This is a genomic window from Echinicola shivajiensis, assembly GCF_018642165.1.
Classification (GTDB): Bacteria; Bacteroidota; Bacteroidia; order Cytophagales; family Cyclobacteriaceae; genus Echinicola; species Echinicola shivajiensis.
The window spans coordinates 483,191-498,634 of record NZ_JAHHZM010000001.1 but is presented as its reverse complement, the minus strand read 5'-3'; the positions used below and the strand labels follow the sequence as shown (position 1 = coordinate 498,634).

General features: G+C 38.6%; 17 protein-coding genes. 3 read left to right on the top strand and 14 right to left on the bottom strand.

Going from position 1 to position 15,444, the window contains the following annotated elements; all coding sequences use genetic code 11:
• Window positions 1-140: 140 nt before the first annotated feature.
• Genes priA through KMW37_RS01960 form a run of 3 tightly spaced genes read right to left on the bottom strand, consistent with a single transcriptional unit; the run spans window position 141 to window position 5,705 of the window.
• Window positions 141-2,666 carry a replication restart helicase PriA gene (gene priA, locus KMW37_RS01970; protein WP_215222916.1) on the bottom strand — a complete coding sequence of 842 codons (2,526 nt, stop codon included), beginning with the start codon at window positions 2,664-2,666 and terminating at the stop codon, window positions 141-143.
• A 6-nt stretch (window positions 2,667-2,672) separates the two neighbouring features.
• A complete protein-coding gene (locus KMW37_RS01965; protein WP_215222915.1) occupies window positions 2,673-4,709 on the bottom strand; it encodes a thioredoxin domain-containing protein in 2,037 nt (678 codons plus the stop codon).
• 12 nt (window positions 4,710-4,721) lie between these two features.
• Window positions 4,722-5,705: a GSCFA domain-containing protein gene (locus tag KMW37_RS01960; RefSeq protein WP_215222914.1), complete on the bottom strand. Its 984-nt coding sequence runs from the start codon at window positions 5,703-5,705 to the stop codon at window positions 4,722-4,724.
• 195 nt (window positions 5,706-5,900) lie between these two features.
• Between KMW37_RS01960 and KMW37_RS01955 the strand changes: the two genes are divergently transcribed.
• A complete protein-coding gene (locus tag KMW37_RS01955; protein ID WP_215222913.1) occupies window positions 5,901-6,149 on the top strand; it encodes a hypothetical protein in 249 nt (82 codons plus the stop codon).
• A gap of 84 nt (window positions 6,150-6,233) precedes the next feature.
• Here the strand turns inward: KMW37_RS01955 and rplI are convergent, their stop codons facing one another.
• The 4 genes from rplI to KMW37_RS01935 form a co-directional block, all read right to left on the bottom strand.
• Window positions 6,234-6,677: a 50S ribosomal protein L9 gene (gene rplI / locus KMW37_RS01950; protein WP_215222912.1), complete on the bottom strand. Its 444-nt coding sequence runs from the start codon at window positions 6,675-6,677 to the stop codon at window positions 6,234-6,236.
• A 44-nt stretch (window positions 6,678-6,721) separates the two neighbouring features.
• The gene (gene rpsR / locus KMW37_RS01945; protein ID WP_186756360.1) at window positions 6,722-6,973 is read right to left on the bottom strand and encodes a 30S ribosomal protein S18; all 252 of its coding nucleotides are present in this window, start codon (window positions 6,971-6,973) and stop codon (window positions 6,722-6,724) included.
• On the bottom strand, window positions 6,970-7,341 hold the full coding sequence (rpsF, locus tag KMW37_RS01940; RefSeq protein WP_215222911.1) for a 30S ribosomal protein S6: 372 nt from the start codon (window positions 7,339-7,341) through the stop codon (window positions 6,970-6,972). The genes rpsR and rpsF overlap by 4 nt, the downstream gene beginning before the upstream one ends.
• Window positions 7,342-7,554: 213 nt before the next feature.
• Complete coding sequence (locus KMW37_RS01935) at window positions 7,555-8,475, bottom strand: coiled-coil domain-containing protein (protein WP_215222910.1); 921 nt, start codon at window positions 8,473-8,475, stop codon at window positions 7,555-7,557.
• A gap of 32 nt (window positions 8,476-8,507) precedes the next feature.
• Between KMW37_RS01935 and KMW37_RS01930 the strand changes: the two genes are divergently transcribed.
• On the top strand, window positions 8,508-9,101 hold the full coding sequence (locus KMW37_RS01930; protein WP_215222909.1) for a class I SAM-dependent methyltransferase: 594 nt from the start codon (window positions 8,508-8,510) through the stop codon (window positions 9,099-9,101).
• A gap of 2 nt (window positions 9,102-9,103) precedes the next feature.
• Here the strand turns inward: KMW37_RS01930 and KMW37_RS22580 are convergent, their stop codons facing one another.
• Both KMW37_RS22580 and apaG read right to left on the bottom strand, forming a co-directional pair.
• Window positions 9,104-9,886, bottom strand: a complete 783-nt coding sequence (locus KMW37_RS22580; RefSeq protein ID WP_215222908.1) for an O-methyltransferase — start codon at window positions 9,884-9,886, stop codon at window positions 9,104-9,106.
• Between the two features lie 3 nt (window positions 9,887-9,889).
• The gene (gene apaG / locus KMW37_RS01920) at window positions 9,890-10,276 is read right to left on the bottom strand and encodes a Co2+/Mg2+ efflux protein ApaG (RefSeq protein ID WP_215222907.1); all 387 of its coding nucleotides are present in this window, start codon (window positions 10,274-10,276) and stop codon (window positions 9,890-9,892) included.
• 73 nt (window positions 10,277-10,349) lie between these two features.
• Between apaG and ung the strand changes: the two genes are divergently transcribed.
• On the top strand, window positions 10,350-11,012 hold the full coding sequence (gene ung / locus KMW37_RS01915; RefSeq protein ID WP_215222906.1) for a uracil-DNA glycosylase: 663 nt from the start codon (window positions 10,350-10,352) through the stop codon (window positions 11,010-11,012).
• Window positions 11,013-11,082: 70 nt separating this feature from the next.
• On the opposite strand, the gene lepB is transcribed toward ung, so the two are convergent.
• The 5 genes from lepB to KMW37_RS01890 form a co-directional block, all read right to left on the bottom strand.
• Window positions 11,083-12,153, bottom strand: a complete 1,071-nt coding sequence (lepB, locus tag KMW37_RS01910) for a signal peptidase I (protein ID WP_215222905.1) — start codon at window positions 12,151-12,153, stop codon at window positions 11,083-11,085.
• 16 nt (window positions 12,154-12,169) lie between these two features.
• Window positions 12,170-12,892 (bottom strand): 4-hydroxy-tetrahydrodipicolinate reductase, encoded by a 723-nt coding sequence (gene dapB, locus KMW37_RS01905; protein WP_215222904.1) that lies wholly within the window; start codon window positions 12,890-12,892, stop codon window positions 12,170-12,172.
• A gap of 7 nt (window positions 12,893-12,899) precedes the next feature.
• Entirely contained in the window at window positions 12,900-13,415 is a 516-nt protein-coding gene (locus KMW37_RS01900) for a DUF5683 domain-containing protein (protein WP_246581287.1), read from the bottom strand.
• A gap of 113 nt (window positions 13,416-13,528) precedes the next feature.
• On the bottom strand, window positions 13,529-14,455 hold the full coding sequence (locus KMW37_RS01895; RefSeq protein ID WP_215222903.1) for a ParB/RepB/Spo0J family partition protein: 927 nt from the start codon (window positions 14,453-14,455) through the stop codon (window positions 13,529-13,531).
• Between the two features lie 13 nt (window positions 14,456-14,468).
• Window positions 14,469-15,248, bottom strand: a complete 780-nt coding sequence (locus KMW37_RS01890; RefSeq protein ID WP_215222902.1) for a ParA family protein — start codon at window positions 15,246-15,248, stop codon at window positions 14,469-14,471.
• Window positions 15,249-15,444: the final 196 nt, after the last annotated feature.

Here is a 15,444-nt window from a genome sequence, read left to right as displayed (position 1 = left end):
TTTTTGGTTTAATAGGTTGAAGACCTAAAGTTATGAAAAATTAAAGATTATGTTCAAGCTTTGTCAGGCTATAATACCGAAATATATAATACTATTGTTTTAACTGCCAAAAAACACAACTTATGGCTTTATATCCTCACTTAATAAGGGTCTACATCAATTACAAATCGAACTGATTTAAATTCCTTTTTACTTTTTAGTTCTTCTATTACCAAGTTAAGTTCATGTTTGAATATGGCAGGGGCCTGTCCATTCTTGTCCAATTTGATCAGTAGGTCAAAGAGGTATTGATTTTTTATTTTTCCAATCAGGGCTTTTTCTGGGCCAAGAATTATTTTTTTGACTTGTATTTCTTTGAGTAAATTGCTGAGCTGTTTTGCCGCTCTTTCAGCAACAGTAAACTCCTTATGTTTGGTCGTGATTTTAATATTCTTGACGAAGGGAGGGTAAAAGAACTGTTTCCTTTCTCCCATTTCATTAATATAAAATTGTTGGTATTCCCCTTGGATCACCTGCCTGAAAATTTCATTGTCAGGTTTTCTGCTCTGAATGATCACATGGCCTTTTTTATTCCTTCTACCCGCTCTTCCTGCCACTTGGGTAATTTGCTGAAAAGCCCTTTCGCCGGCTCTAAAATCCGGGAAATATAAAATGCGATCAGCATCGACTATGCCCACCACAGTGACATTGTCAAAATCAAGCCCTTTGGTGATCATCTGGGTGCCCACGAGAATGTCCAAATTACCCATCCCAAACTCTTCAAGAATCCTTTGGTAAGCAAACTTGCTTCTTGTCGTATCCAAATCCATTCTCCCGATTCTAGCCTCGGGGAAAAGTAATGATAAACTTTCGGCAATACGTTCTGTTCCCATACCCACAGTGTTGAGCTCATGGCTTCCACATGCTGGGCAGGATCTAGGGACCTTTTCTTTGAAGCCACAATAGTGGCAGCGCATTTCCTCACTGTATTGATGGTAAGTCAAGCTGACATCACAGTGTTCGCATTCAGGAATCCAACCGCATTCTTCACAGGACATATAGGGGGCATAGCCTCTTCTGTTCTGAAATATCAAAACCTGTTCTTGATTATTGAGTGCTTCTTGGATTTTCTCCCTCATGATTCTGGTAAAATCCAGTTTAAGGAGGTTTTTCTTTTTGTCGGATAGTATGTCCGCAAGATGGAATTCAGGTAACTGGGCCTCACCAAAACGCCTGCTAAGTTCTACATAACCATATTTATCCATTCTGGCATTGTAGAAAGATTCAAATGATGGTGTGGCACTTCCTAATAGGGTTTTGGCTTGGTGCAGCCAAGAAAGCATGATGGAAGCGTCCCTGGCCTGGAAGCGGGGAGCGGGGTCAAACTGCTTAAATGACGGCTCATGTTCCTCATCCACAATTACCAAACCTAGGCTGTCGAAAGGCAGAAAGATGGATGATCTCACACCAACCACAAAGGAGAACTTACCGCTAAGTACTCCTTGCCAAACCTCTACCCGTTCATTGTCTGAGAATTTGGAGTGGTAAATGCCCATTTTGCTGCCGAAAACTTTCTGGAGTCGGCCTACAATTTGTGTAGTCAAGGCGATTTCAGGTAATAATAGCAAAACCTGAGAACCGCTGTCCAAAGCTTCTTGTATCAGGTGAATATATATCTCAGTCTTTCCACTACCTGTAATCCCGTGTAAGAGAATGGAGTTCTTCTGGGTAAATTGCTCTTTTATACTGGACAGGGCGGCTTCTTGGAAGTCCGCAAGCTTAATTTCTTCTTCTGAGCCTTTTAATTGATCAAACCTACTGACGATAACCTTGAACTCTTCAAGGATATCATTTTTTACTAATGTTTTTAAAGAACTTGCCGATAAACCTGCATCTATGATTACCTTTTTTTCTAAACCTTGTTCGTTTAGTTCAGGGTTTTGATGTACGGGTACTTCTTGGAGGTATTTCAAAAGTACCTCTTCCTGTTTGGGCTTTTTGCTGATTTGTTCAAATAAGCCTCCAAGAGCTTCTTTGGATTCTCTGTAGGCTTCAGTTAATCTTATTCTTGTTTCTACCTTTGGACTGTATTTTTCTCTAACCTGTTCAAATACCAATACCGCTTCTTTGGCCACCAGACTTTTGATGATGGCATAGGAAGATTTGATGCCTAATAGTTTTCCACAATCTTCATAAGACAGTTCATCCTTTTCCAAGAGCACATCCAGGATGACCTTTTCCCTGCCATCAATTGGGAAATTACAGTTATCGAGATCAAAGGATGGGTTGAGTTGAATTTTGCTCTCACTGCTGAGTTTAAGCCCAGAAGGAAGCGCTGCATTCATCACTTCACCAATATGGCAGCAATAATATTCTGCCATCCAAAACCAGAATTTGATTTGTAGTGGATTTACAACTGGATTTTCATCCAATAATTCCAAGATAGGCTTGGCGTCATAAGCCTCTGGAGGTTTTTGATGAACCTTTCCAATAATTCCCGTTAACACCTTCTTTTTGCCAAATTGTACGATCACCCTATAACCGATCCCAATATTATCCTCAAGATTTCGAGGGATACGATAAGTGAACATTTTAGGTATAGGTACAGGAAGTATTACATCCGCAAAAATTGCAGCTGCTTGTTTGTCACCGTCAGTCTCAAAAGTTTCTCCAAATAGGTTTTCCAAGTATGCTTAAGCTAGGTTCGGGAATTGTTTTACTGCAGCTTTGACATCGCTTACCGGTTGCTGGCACGCCTTGTCAAAACAAACGTAAATTAAAGCATTTCCACTCGAATCTGCCACCTTATGTTGTAAAAGGGGAAGAACAGCGTCCAAAGATTCACTAGCCGCCAGTACCTTAGGTCCTATGTAAGTTTGATGAAGAGCAAGGGCTAATTCCTTGGCTCCATTTCCAATGATGGCTATTTCAGGTGTTGTGGCTTTTTTGGATAAGTAAACGCTGGCCCATTGGGTAAGATAACCTGGCTCTTTTACCAATATTGACCTGATCAGTCCCAAAAGTTTATCGGAAAGATGGCTGTAATAATTATCATAGTAATAAAGGCCTAAATGGTGAAGGTTTTCCGCCATGATAGCATTGGAAGAAGGAATGACATTGTCAAAGATTTCTTTCTTATTGGCGATCAATTCCTCTGCATCAGGATTGTTAAAATAAAATAGATGGTCTTCTTGGTCATAGAAATGTCGTAAGCAAAAATCCGTAAGTTCTTTGGCCTTTTTTAGCCATTTTTCGTCAAAGGTCAGTTGGTACAATTTGATAAAAGCTTGTATGATGGCAGCATAATCTTCCAGAAATGCAGGGGTATAGGCTTGGTTATTTTTGTAAGACCTAAACAGTTTATCTCCTTTAATCATCTTTTTTAATAGAAACTCGCCGTTTTGTACGGCCATTTCCTTAGCAAGCGGGTTTTCTGTTGCCCAATAAACTTGGACCAATCCAGATATGCATAATCCATTCCAGCCAGAAAGGATTTTGTCATCCAATCCGGGCTTAATTCTATTTGTTCGGACTTTATATAGCCTTTCTTTTGTGGTTTTGATTTTGTCCTTTAGTTTCTGCTCAGAAAAGCCAAATTTAACAGCAATATCCTCGTAAGATGAGGTTTGAAAAAGAATGTTGACACCATTTTCCCAGTTGCCATTTTCTGAAATATTATACAGATCATAAAACCATGCTTCTTCCTCTCCAAGTAGGCTTTTTAGTTCTTCGAAGCTCCAGGTATAGAATTTTCCTTCTTCTCCTTCACTGTCTGCATCTAAAGCCGCAAAGAAGCCACCTTCTTCCTGAAGCATTTCTTTGTTGAGCCAAGCAATGGTTTCATCTACTTTTTCCTTAAAGAAGTCTTCCTCACTGACTTGGTAAGCTTTAGCAAAAAGAGATAACAGTTGCCCATTATCATAGAGCATCTTTTCAAAATGGGGGGCAAACCACTCGCTATCTACAGAGTACCTGGCAAATCCACCTCCAAGGTGGTCATAGATACCTCCCATCCCTATTTTCTTTAGGGTAAAAAGAACCTTGTCCTTGACTTCTTGGTCCTGTTTGATATTGGCATAATCCAATAAAAAGTTCCAAATAGATGGCATGGGGAATTTTGGGGCCCTGTTCATTCCGCCCCATTTGTCATCCATTTGACTGGTGAGCTTTTGACAGATATGCTCAAGCTCATCTATTGAAAGGTTATTTTCATTGGCATTCAATCCATATTTCTCTCTTTCCTTTAACTTAATGCTGTTTCCGAAGCCTTCTGCACTTTTAGCTAGGTCATCATAATGCTTTTCATAAGCATCGGCAATATTTTGAAGTAGCCCTTTCCAATTGGCATTGGGGAAATAGGTGCCCCCGTAAAATGGTTTTTGATTGGGCATCAAGAAAACATTGAGCGGCCATCCCCCTTGTAATCCCATTGCCTGGACTGCATCCATATAAATATTGTCCAAGTCAGGGCGTTCTTCCCTATCAATCTTGATGGAAACAAAGTGATCATTCATGATAGCTGCAGTGGCCTCATCTTCGAAGCTTTCATGCTCCATGACATGGCACCAATGGCAGGCTGAATAACCAATGGATACCAGGATAGGCTTGTTTTCACTTTTTGCCTTTTCCAAGGCCTCAGGTCCCCAAGGGTACCAGTTTACTGGATTATAGGCATGTTGTAAAAGATAAGGGCTTTGACTGTTTATGAGTTGATTGGTCTTTTTGCTCATACTGATAAGGGCTTAATTAGTTGGATTGAATTTGGCTTTGACCTGATTGATTTCATCTGAAAAATCAAATTCAGGTTCCAATTGTTCCATTTTCAACAGGAGATTTGATAAAAATTTTTGATGGGCGCCTCCTTTAGGGTTAAATGCCTTGTGGGAGAGAGACTTTATTATGTTCTCAATAAGTAGGATCTTATTTCTAGTATCCTCAGAGAAAAAAGATTGAGAAAACCTTTCCCAGATATAGTCTTCCGCTTGAGCAGTGGGATGGATCATATCCTCTTTATAAAATCTATAATCCCGCAATTCGTCCATCATGATTTCATAACTTGGAAAATAATTGGCCTGTGCATATTGCGAACTGATTTCATGGCAGAGTAGTCTTAATAAGGACTTGCTGAGTTGATTTTCTGCTATGCCATCTTTGATATGGCGAACAGGACTTACGGTCAGGATAATTTGAATATTGGGATTGATTTGGATTAGCTTATTATGAAAAAGATCAAAGTCATGGAGTATTTCACTAATGGATAATAATCTTTTATTGAAAAGTTGGCCAGCTTGTTTATGGCAATTGGCTACTGTAGTGCTGGATTTAATGTACTCGTAGACATGGGCAGTGCCAAAAGTGATGATTAAAGCAGATGCTTCTTTCAGGATTTTAGCCGTTCTTTCGGTGCTCACCTTAATTTTTTCCATTAAATCAGAAGGAGAATTTCCTGAAATATCAGAATGAAAATCATAATGGAGATACCTTCCTTGATGTTGGGTGATAAGGTCTTCCGAAAAAAACTTTCCATTCAATGAGTATTGAAGAAGTTTAATAATGGACAGAGGATTAAAAATTGTTCCAAATGGGTTGTTTAAAGTCTTGAATTTTCTCTCCAATAGCTTTTGTCCAATCACTGCTGAAAAGCATGAACCGATAGTCAGAATTTCCTGATTATAATTTATTTGATTTTCAAAGTGGGGAATTTGAATTTTTGTTTGAAGTAACATGGAGCTAAATTAAATAAATTGAGTCAATGTTCGGTTTTAAGCTAGAAATTGATGTAAAATTAATGGTCCGTTAATAATATATGCTTTTTGATGTTTTTATGTTAAAAATTAATGTAACTTATTGAATGTTTGATCGATATGATCTATTTTTAGTGCCATTCACGTAATAAAAAGCATAAACAAACCATTAGCATTATGAAAACAGTCACTTTAGAGAAAACAGTTGAGGCAACAGTCGAGAAATTACAAAAATTAAAGGTAGAAGATCAATTGGTGGCAGAACTGGAATGGTGTCTGGGTAGTTACAGACATGACAGTAACCCGTCAGGATTGATCGAAAAGAGTGGGGCGGCACTTACTACCTTAAAAGCAGTTAAGGAGAAAAACAGTAGGGCTGTTTCCAAGAAATTATTGGATGATCTGGAAAAAGTAGCGACAGCTTAATTCTTTTCAGAGACAAAAAAGTAAAAAGGCTATCTGCCGTAGCGGATAGCCTTTAAAATTATGTTTGATTTGTAAGTGCTGGGATTATTCAGCTACTACCACAAATTTAACCTCAGTTTTTACTTCTCTGTGAAGATCAACTTCTGCTTGGTATTCACCAGCTCCAGTTACAGGAGTGCTGATAGCGATTTTCTTTCTATCAACCTCAACACCTTTAGCAGCAAGTGCATCAGAAATCTGAAGCGTAGTTACTTTACCAAAGATTTTACCAGAATCACCGATTTTAGCTTTGATCTCAAGAGAAAGACCTTCGATTTTAGCGGCTAGATCTTCAGCTTCAGTTTTGATTTTCTCAGCTTTGTGAGCGGCTTGCTTGATATTTTCTTCAAGAATTCTTTTGTTGGAAGCAGTGGCCAATACAGCAAAACCTTGAGGGATAAGGTAATTTCTTCCATATCCAGGTTTTACAGCAACTAAGTCGTTTTTATAGCCAAGTCCTTTTATGTCTGTTTTTAAGATAACGTCCATTGTAGTTGTCTAATTTAATAAGTATTGAATAGAACAGGGCCGGATTATTTCAGTCCGTCAGTTACATAAGGTAACAAGGCCAAATGTCTAGCTTTTTTGATGGCGTTAGCCACTTTTCTCTGGTATTTCGCAGAGTTTCCAGTAAGTCTTCTAGGAAGGATTTTACCTTGCTCATTCACAAACTTCAATAAGAAGTTAGGATCTTTATAATCGATGTACTTGATGCCTAATTTTCTGAATCGGCAGTACTTCTTTTTATTCTGCTCTCTGTTGATTGGTTCGTTCTTAAGTGTCATTTTGCAGCCTCCTCTTTTACTTCAGATTTTTTGTTGAATTCACCCTTTCTTCTTCTTTCTCCGTAAGCAATAGCATGCTTATCTAGAGCTGTAGTCAAGAAACGCATTACTTTCTCGTCTCTTCTCATTTCAAGTTCAAACTTCTTGATCAAAGTTGGAATACTCTTGAATTCTACAAGTACATAGAAACCAGTGCTTTTCTTTTCGATTGGGTAAGCTAGCTTCTTAAGACCCCAATTTTCAACATTGATAATGTCTGCTCCCTCTTCTTTTAACAAGTTGATGAACTTGTCTACGGTATCCTTCATCTGAACATCAGACAAAACGGGAGTTAAAATGAATACCGTTTCATAATTTCTTTGGAACATTTGATAATTGTTTAGATGTAATTATTTAAACAGATCGCAAAATTAGGGCTTTATTTCAATTAATCAAAAAAGTGAATGGCTTTTTGTGGGATAATTGATTGTTGCTGGGCCATTTAAAAAGAATAATGTACAAAAATAACAAAAGCACCTGTAGGATTTGCCCACAGGTGCTTTTAATTGGTAAAAATGAATATGTCAAACTTGAAAAATCAATTATTTGATTTCAAACTTTTTGTTGCCAATATTAAATCCTTCTGAATAGATTTTAACTTCATAGATGCCTTCTGGATAATCAGTTTCTTTCTGATACAGGTATATCAGTTTCTTTTGGGTATTGTCAAATAGGATGTCCTGCTTAGCAGTGAAGAATTCTTCTCGGCCGTCAATAGTAAAAGTGCCAGATCCTTTGGCAATGTCAAATATCACTTGATTGTTGGGGGCTACGACCTGAACAAAGATGTCTTTTGTTCCTGGTTCAGCTACTTTATTCTCAGCAATATCAAAGGATATTTTAAGTTTTTCCAATTGTCTGTTTCTGAAAGACCCTTCTCTTTCCTTGCCCCTGGAATTGACAGCGGATATGACAATGTTTTCTGCATATAGTTTTTGGGCAATATTGACCTTCTCTTCAAGTTCTTCTTGTTTTAGATTAAGCTGTACTATGGAATCTTCAATTTCAGCTTTAGAAGTCTTAAGGTCTTGGTTTTCCGTGAAAAGCTGCTCGTTAACTTGTTTTAGCCTTGTAATCTCTTGGTCTTTGTCTGTTAAAACGGTAGAAAAGCTGTCAATCTTCTTGTTCAAGGCAGCTATTTCTGAGGCTGATCTGTTTCTTTCAGTGTTACGTTCTTGAATCAATTGCTCCTTTAACATCACTAAAGAATCTACATTTCCACCAAGTTTTTGTATTTCATTGATTCTTAGATCAAGCTGATAGGCCATGGAATCAATTCTCAGGTTCAAGTTGTTGTTGTCCTCTGATAGAATGAGGATCTCTTCAGTTTTTTGGGATTTATCTACACTGTCCAAATAAAGTTTTACTCCACTGATAACAACCAGCACCAGTAAAATGATTATTAAAATGTTTTTTCCCTTTTCGTTTCGGGATGATTTTTCTTCAGGTAAATTAGTACTCATAATGTAGAAAGTTAGGCCTTATTTGCACTATAATGACTATTTCAGAACTTTTTGATGAAAATTACTGGACTTACAGGTATCACCTAAACCAAACGGGTTGGGATGTAGGTGAAGCTACAAATCCCTTAAAGCAATATTTAGACCAAATTGTGAATAAAGAGATAAAGATTCTAATTCCAGGCGCAGGAAATGCTTATGAGGCGGCTTATGCCCATAATCATGGCTTCAAAAATGTACATGTTTTGGATATATCTTTATTGCCTTTACAGAAATTTGCCAAAGAAAATCCGGTTTTTCCATCGGATCATTTGCTTCACGAAAATTTCTTTGACCATACTGGACAATATGATCTGATAATTGAGCAGACCTTCTTTTGTGCTTTGAATCCTTCGCTTAGAAAAGATTATGCATATAAAATGGCGCAGTTGTTAAAGCCTACAGGGAAATTAGTAGGAGTATTGTTTGGTGTGGATTTTGGGAAATCTGGACCGCCTTTTGGAGGTAATAAGGCGGAGTATTTAAAATGTTTTGAGCCTGAACTGAAAGTAGTTAAAATGGAAAGATGTTATAACAGTATCAAAGAAAGGGAAGGGGCAGAGCTGTTTTTTAAAGCTGTGAAAGGCTGAAATTAGTAATTAAGGATGTAGTGTTTTTTATTGATCCCCTTCTTGAAAAACAGAATACCACATTCGTAAAAATCCATGCTCATGGTGACTTCTGCATGTGTTTTGATTTGTTCCCAAGCTTTTTGCATTTCTGGTGACCAATGAATGTCCCCAATGGCTACGATGCTATCATTATGCAATTTAGGTTTTATCAGTTCAAAGAAAAGCAAGGTAGCTTCATAGGTATGGTGAGCATCGATCAGTACAAAATCCAATAGGGTAATGTCTTCTAAAAATGAGGGAAGACTTTTCTGTATTTTACCTTCAATCAATCTAGTATTGTCAAAGGTAGCAAATGTAGTTTGAGCCACTTGAGCAAGTGAAGATGCCCCTTCAAAGGTGTAAAGCTTGCCATTTGTGGCTTTGGATAAATAGCACGTATTAATCCCTACACAGGTTCCTAGCTCTATTACAGTGGTCGCAGGGGTCAAAGAGCAAAGGTATTGATAAAGCCTGGAATATTTATCTGATGAACTGCTATGTCGTGTGATATCAGAAACTTTCCTTAGTTTGTTCTTTTTTAGATGAATAGATCCGGCACCAAAATCCTCAATTCTAATTTCATCGTCATTGGATAAAAGCCTTTTTTTTAGCTTAATCAACTCCTCATCTTTGGGCTGCTGTTTGCTGAAGGATTTTAAGCCTTCATAAACCTCAAAAGCAAAAGGTGCCTGAAGAGAATGGCGATCTTCCTTGAGAAGAAAATACTTGAGATAGGAAAAAAATGGGAATAACCTTTTTAGCACAGTCTAATTGTCGAAGATGTCAGAAATCAGTTGAAATTCAGGGATTTCAACTGCTAGGACCTGTCCGTCTTGGAGGCGTTCCATATAATATTCTCCTTTCATTTTGCCTAAGCCTGACCGCAGGTTGCAGCCAGATACATAATGGTGGGATTTCCCAGGCTCCAGTACAGGTTGCTGTCCCACGACTCCATCCCCTTCAATGATTTTTGTGGACAAGCCAGCATCAAAAACCTCCCATTTTCTCCTTAATAGCTGTATGGTATGGGCACTGTTGTTTTCAATGGAAATCTTATAAGTAAAGACATAGTGCTGCTGATGCGGACTGGAATATTCCGCTTGATAGGTTGCCTCTACACTAACCTTAATGCCTTGGGTGATTGCCGTAACCATTAAAAACTTTGTCTAAAAGGATTTTTGTTCGAAATTAAGGGTTTATTCATAAATCTCAAGAGAAATAAAGTAAATGAACGTTAAAATAAACGCGGCTTGGAAAGAAAAGTTGGGTGATGAATTTGAGAAACCCTATTTTGAAACCTTGGCCTCTTTTGTGAAAAAGGAATATAGCGAAAAGAAAATCTTTCCTCAGGGCAGTGAGATTTTTAATGCTTTTGAAAAATGCCCTTTTGAAAAAGTGAAAGTAGTGATCTTGGGGCAGGATCCATATCATGGTCCGGGGCAGGCTCATGGGTTGTCTTTTTCTGTTCGGGAGGGAATGCCATTTCCGCCTTCATTGATGAATATCTTTAAGGAGTTGAAAAATGATTTACAATTACCCGTCCCGTCACATGGTAATTTGGAAAGATGGGCCAAGCAAGGAGTCTTATTATTGAATGCAACTCTAACTGTGGAAGCCCATAAGGCGGGATCTCATCAAAAGAAGGGTTGGGAGGAATTTACTGATGCGGTTATTAGAAAGCTGGCCGAAGAGAAAGAAGGATTGGTGTTTATGCTTTGGGGAGCTTATGCCAAGAAAAAGGCGGCCTTTATTTCAGATGCTAAGCATTTGAAATTATATGCACCACATCCCAGTCCTTTATCTGCTCATAGAGGCTTTTTAGGCTGTGGACATTTCAGTAAAACCAATAATTATTTAAAATCAAAAGGAGAAAGAGAGATCAATTGGTAATAAAAAAGGCGGCAAGAATGATTCTTGCCGCCTTTTTTTTCTAGCTACCAGGGCTATTGATTTCATACTATCAGTGGATTCCTTTAAAGAATCTGTCCCATCTGATTTTGCTGAACATACTTTTGTGCTTATCGAGTGATAGCCACAAGAACCAAGCCTTACCTACAATATGATCTTCAGGAACAAATCCCCAGAATCTGGAGTCCAAGGAATCGTGTCTGTTATCACCCATCATGAAATAATAGTCTTGGGTGAAGGTGTAACTATCTTGTTTTTGCCCATTGATGAAGACCTGATTAGCCTCGATTCGTAAATCGTCTATGCCTTCATAGTTTTTGATGGTAAAGGCATATTTACGAACGTTGTCCTCTGTCAAATCTATGGTCCAACCTTTGGCAGGTACTTTGAGCGGCCCAAAGTTGTCCCTGTTCCAGCCATAATAGGATCCATCAGGGTGGATGTCCGGATCTCCATTGTCCTTTTCATAAATTCGGATTTTGACCTCCTTGATGACAGGGGAGTTTTCCAGTTGCTTAGCAATAGCTGGCGTGGTGAAGACCACATACATGCCATTGAACGGATGGTAAGAATCCCTATTGATGTCATATTCCTCAAAGAATTCCGCATTCAACATCCTGTTTGGCACCACATCATAAGAGAATTGCATCTCCTCTGGATTTTCAGCAACTTGGTCATTGATGATCAGTTGAGTATCATCTATTCTGATCACATCACCAGGGATAGCTACCGCCCTTTTGATATAGTTGGTTTTCAGATCTACCGGATATTCAAATTCATCAGGGTAGTTGAATACAACGACATCATTTCTTTCTACATTGCTAAAGCCAGGAAGACGATAGTAAGGCAGCTGAATGGCATCAGAATAGGATGGGATATCTGTTCCCCATATTTTTTGATGGGTAAGCGGTACCTGTAGTAAAGTTTGTGGGGTACGGGTACCATAGTGCATTTTACTGACAAATAGGAAATCACCTACTAAAAGGGATTTTTCCATTGAGGCAGTAGGGATGGTAAAGGGTTCTAAAAATAACCACCTGATCAAACTGGCGGCAATGACCGCAAAAACCAAGGCATCCAGCCATTCTCTAACTGGACCTTTTTTCTTTTTTTCTGAACTCATTTTATACAATGATTAATTAGAAGGTAAGGAAATCATCCATTGACAATACTCCCTTTTTATCTTTGATCCACTCAGCTACCAAAACTGCGCCAAGGGCAAAACCTTTTCTACTATGGGCAGTGTGTTTGATTTCAATATCGTCGATTTCAGACTGGTAGTTGATGATATGGGTGCCTGGAGCAGGATCAATTCTTTTGGCAGTAATAGAGATAGATTGTTCGTCGCCGTTCATATCTGTGTCCAAATTCCAACGTTTTACTCTGTCCATATTATCAATGATGCCTTCCGCCAAAGTGATAGCAGTACCGCTAGGGGCATCTTTCTTTTCAGTATGGTGAATTTCTTCCATTTTTACTGAATAATCTGATTGATCATTCATGATTTTGGCTAAAAAGCTATTGACCTTGAAAAATATATTAACACCAATACTATAGTTTGAAGCATAGAAAAACGCGCTATCATTGGAAAGGGTTAGTTTTTCGATTTCTTCTTTTTTGTCCAGCCAACCGGTAGTTCCGCTAACCACTGGAATCTGGTGGTTGATCGCCCAAGTTAGGTTTTTGAAAGCCGCATCAGGTTGACTGAATTCTATGGCTACGTCTATGGATTTAGTGTCAAGCTGATCCAGTGTGTGAACATTGGATTCATCAATCTTTCCAGCAATGGTATGGCCTCTTTCTTCCGCAATTTGGGAGATGATTTTTCCCATTTTGCCATACCCAAGTATTAAAATATTCATCTAGTATTTAAAATTTTAATTTTATTGATATTCCTACTGAATTTCCACTTGCATACATGGACTCTACAGAAGGTTGAATTTTCAAAGTCAAGTCATCAGAAACGTCAAAACCTGAAAGGTGGGCGTCCACAATGGCGTCCACGATATTTAGTGCATATATGGCTCCGAAAATCAAATAAGTTGCATCCCTGTTTCTCCTCCAATAATCCACATTTCTGATCAAACCATCTTCATTAAGGTTAGGGAAAGGGTTTTCCGTTTCCGCATCATCATCACGGTAAATGATCAAAGCATCCTTGAAAAGCTGGTACCTGCGATTATTGAATTCCACAAAGTAAAGATTAGTTATGATTCCACCATAAATAATCGGCACTTTCCATGGTTTTTCGTTATAAACTTGTCCAGCTCCGGGTAAAATGGCAGAAAGTAAAGCCGCTTTTTTGGGGTTTTTGGCTTTCTTTTTTAGTATGATCTCCTGTTGATTGGTCGTATCAGCCTCTATTTGCCTTATATCTTGCCCCAAACATTGAATTTGGAATAGAGGTAATAAAACAAAAACAGCAATAGTTTTTGGATAGTTAACTATTGCTTTTTTTATTCCCTCAAGAAAACATTTGAGATAAGAACGGCTCACTTTTAAATGATTTCAAGTATTTCCAGTATTCTGTTTAGGTCATCAGCAGAACCAAATGGTATTTTGATTTCTCCCTTGTCCCTATGATCCATTTTTAGACTTACCCTGCTGCCAAGGTGAGAAGCTAGTCTTTGTTGGAGCTTGCTCAATTCATATTTTTTGACTGGATCCAAGTCTGGCTTTTCAGCAGTAACGGTTTCCTCCTCAGGCCCATTATGCAGGGCTTTTACCAAAGCTTCTACCTTTCGGACGCTTAGTTCTTCCTCAATGGTTTTTTTGTAGATAGCAAGTTGTTTGTCAACTTCCTCTATATTGATCAATGCACGGGCATGACCCATGGATATCTTTTTGTCCCTAATGCCCGCCTGAATATCAGGTGGTAGCTTAAGTAATCTAAGATAATTATTGACTGTAGTCCTGTTCTTTCCCACTCGATCACCCAGCTGTTCTTGTTTTAAGTCACATTCTGCCAATAACCTTTGGTAGGAATGTGCAATTTCAAGTGCGTTAAGGTTTTCACGCTGGATATTTTCTATCAGGGCCATTTCCAACATTTGCTGATCATTGGCAGTCCTGACATAGGCAGGTACGGATTCCAATCCCGCAATTTTGGATGCCTGGAATCTTCTCTCTCCCGAGATTAACTGATATTCATGATCCGCTAATTTCCGAACTGTGATAGGCTGAATGATGCCTTGGACAATGATAGAGTCTGCAAGTTCTTGCAGGGCATCTTTGTCGAAATGGGTTCTTGGCTGATAAGGGTTTACCTGAATTTCCGCCAATGGAACCTCATGGATTCCTGCAGCTGGAATTACGATATCCCTTTCTTCCTTATTATTTTCTTTTTTAGAAGAATCTTCCAATAAAGCACCCAATCCTCTTCCCAGTGCCTTTTTCCTTTTTATGGGTTTTTGATTATCAGCCATGATGTGTAATAGGTTAATTCATTTTTACCAAGCCATTGCGTTCCGCGATTTCATTGGCTAAGTTCAAATAGGACAGGGCTCCCTTACCTTCGGCGTCGAAGGCTATCGCAGGAAGTCCAAAACTTGGAGATTCACCTAGTTTGACATTTCGCGGAATAATGGTGTTGAAGACCATGTTTTTAAAATGTAGTCGTACTTCTTCCACCACTTGGTTGGAAAGTCTCAGCCTTACATCGTACATGGTCAATAATATGCCTTCAATCTCCAAATCAGGGTTGAGTCTGGTTTGGATGATTTTAATGGTGTTCAATAGTTTTCCAAGGCCTTCCAAAGCAAAGTACTCACACTGTACAGGAATGATAACAGAGTTTGCTGCGGTAAGGGCATTGATGGTGATTAAACCCAATGAAGGAGAACAGTCAATGATGATGAAATCATACTGATCCTGGATCTTACCGATTACTTCACGCATTTTTTCCTCCCTGTTGTCCAGGTTGATCATTTCTACTTCAGCACCTACAAGGTCAATGTGTGAAGGGACCAGGTCTAGGTGCTCAATGTCTGTGTGGTAAATAATGGAACTGATGTCCACTCCATCAACCATACATTCATAGATACTGTTGTCTATTTCTTTGGGATCTTGTCCCAATCCTGAAGTAGTGTTGGCCTGTGGGTCAGCGTCAATTACTAGAGTTTTGAACTCCAGTACAGCCAAACTGGCTGCTAAATTCATGGCTGTGGTTGTTTTACCCACACCGCCTTTTTGGTTGGCAATAGCTACTATTTTTCCCATTGTATTGGTGTCAAATGGTCATGTTAGTTTCGGTACAAAGCTTTGACATTTTTCAAACAGCATTCTTGATGCTTGTTAAATCCTTTAGAATTCTAAGCGTCCGGGCAAAACCATCACGCAAATTACTTAAAATTCACTGGAATTTAATAATAATTAAATCAATTGGGCATCAATCCATACAATTCTGCCAAAATGC

Excerpts from the sequence above, each read along its gene's own strand:
- KMW37_RS01955 (WP_215222913.1), top strand. The coding sequence starts at position 5,901 with ATGAAAACAGTCACTTTAGAGAAAACAGTTGAGGCAACAGTCGAGAAA.
- rplI (WP_215222912.1), bottom strand. The coding sequence starts at position 6,677 with ATGGACGTTATCTTAAAAACAGACATAAAAGGACTTGGCTATAAAAAC.
- KMW37_RS01895 (WP_215222903.1), bottom strand. The coding sequence starts at position 14,455 with ATGGCTGATAATCAAAAACCCATAAAAAGGAAAAAGGCACTGGGAAGA.
- KMW37_RS01930 (WP_215222909.1), top strand. The coding sequence starts at position 8,508 with ATGACTATTTCAGAACTTTTTGATGAAAATTACTGGACTTACAGGTAT.
- apaG (WP_215222907.1), bottom strand. The coding sequence starts at position 10,276 with ATGGTTACGGCAATCACCCAAGGCATTAAGGTTAGTGTAGAGGCAACC.
- lepB (WP_215222905.1), bottom strand. The coding sequence starts at position 12,153 with ATGAGTTCAGAAAAAAAGAAAAAAGGTCCAGTTAGAGAATGGCTGGAT.
- KMW37_RS01935 (WP_215222910.1), bottom strand. The coding sequence starts at position 8,475 with ATGAGTACTAATTTACCTGAAGAAAAATCATCCCGAAACGAAAAGGGA.
- KMW37_RS01965 (WP_215222915.1), bottom strand. The coding sequence starts at position 4,709 with ATGAGCAAAAAGACCAATCAACTCATAAACAGTCAAAGCCCTTATCTT.
- dapB (WP_215222904.1), bottom strand. The coding sequence starts at position 12,892 with ATGAATATTTTAATACTTGGGTATGGCAAAATGGGAAAAATCATCTCC.
- ung (WP_215222906.1), top strand. The coding sequence starts at position 10,350 with ATGAACGTTAAAATAAACGCGGCTTGGAAAGAAAAGTTGGGTGATGAA.
- KMW37_RS01960 (WP_215222914.1), bottom strand. The coding sequence starts at position 5,705 with ATGTTACTTCAAACAAAAATTCAAATTCCCCACTTTGAAAATCAAATA.
- KMW37_RS01890 (WP_215222902.1), bottom strand. The coding sequence starts at position 15,248 with ATGGGAAAAATAGTAGCTATTGCCAACCAAAAAGGCGGTGTGGGTAAA.
- rpsF (WP_215222911.1), bottom strand. The coding sequence starts at position 7,341 with ATGTTCCAAAGAAATTATGAAACGGTATTCATTTTAACTCCCGTTTTG.
- rpsR (WP_186756360.1), bottom strand. The coding sequence starts at position 6,973 with ATGACACTTAAGAACGAACCAATCAACAGAGAGCAGAATAAAAAGAAG.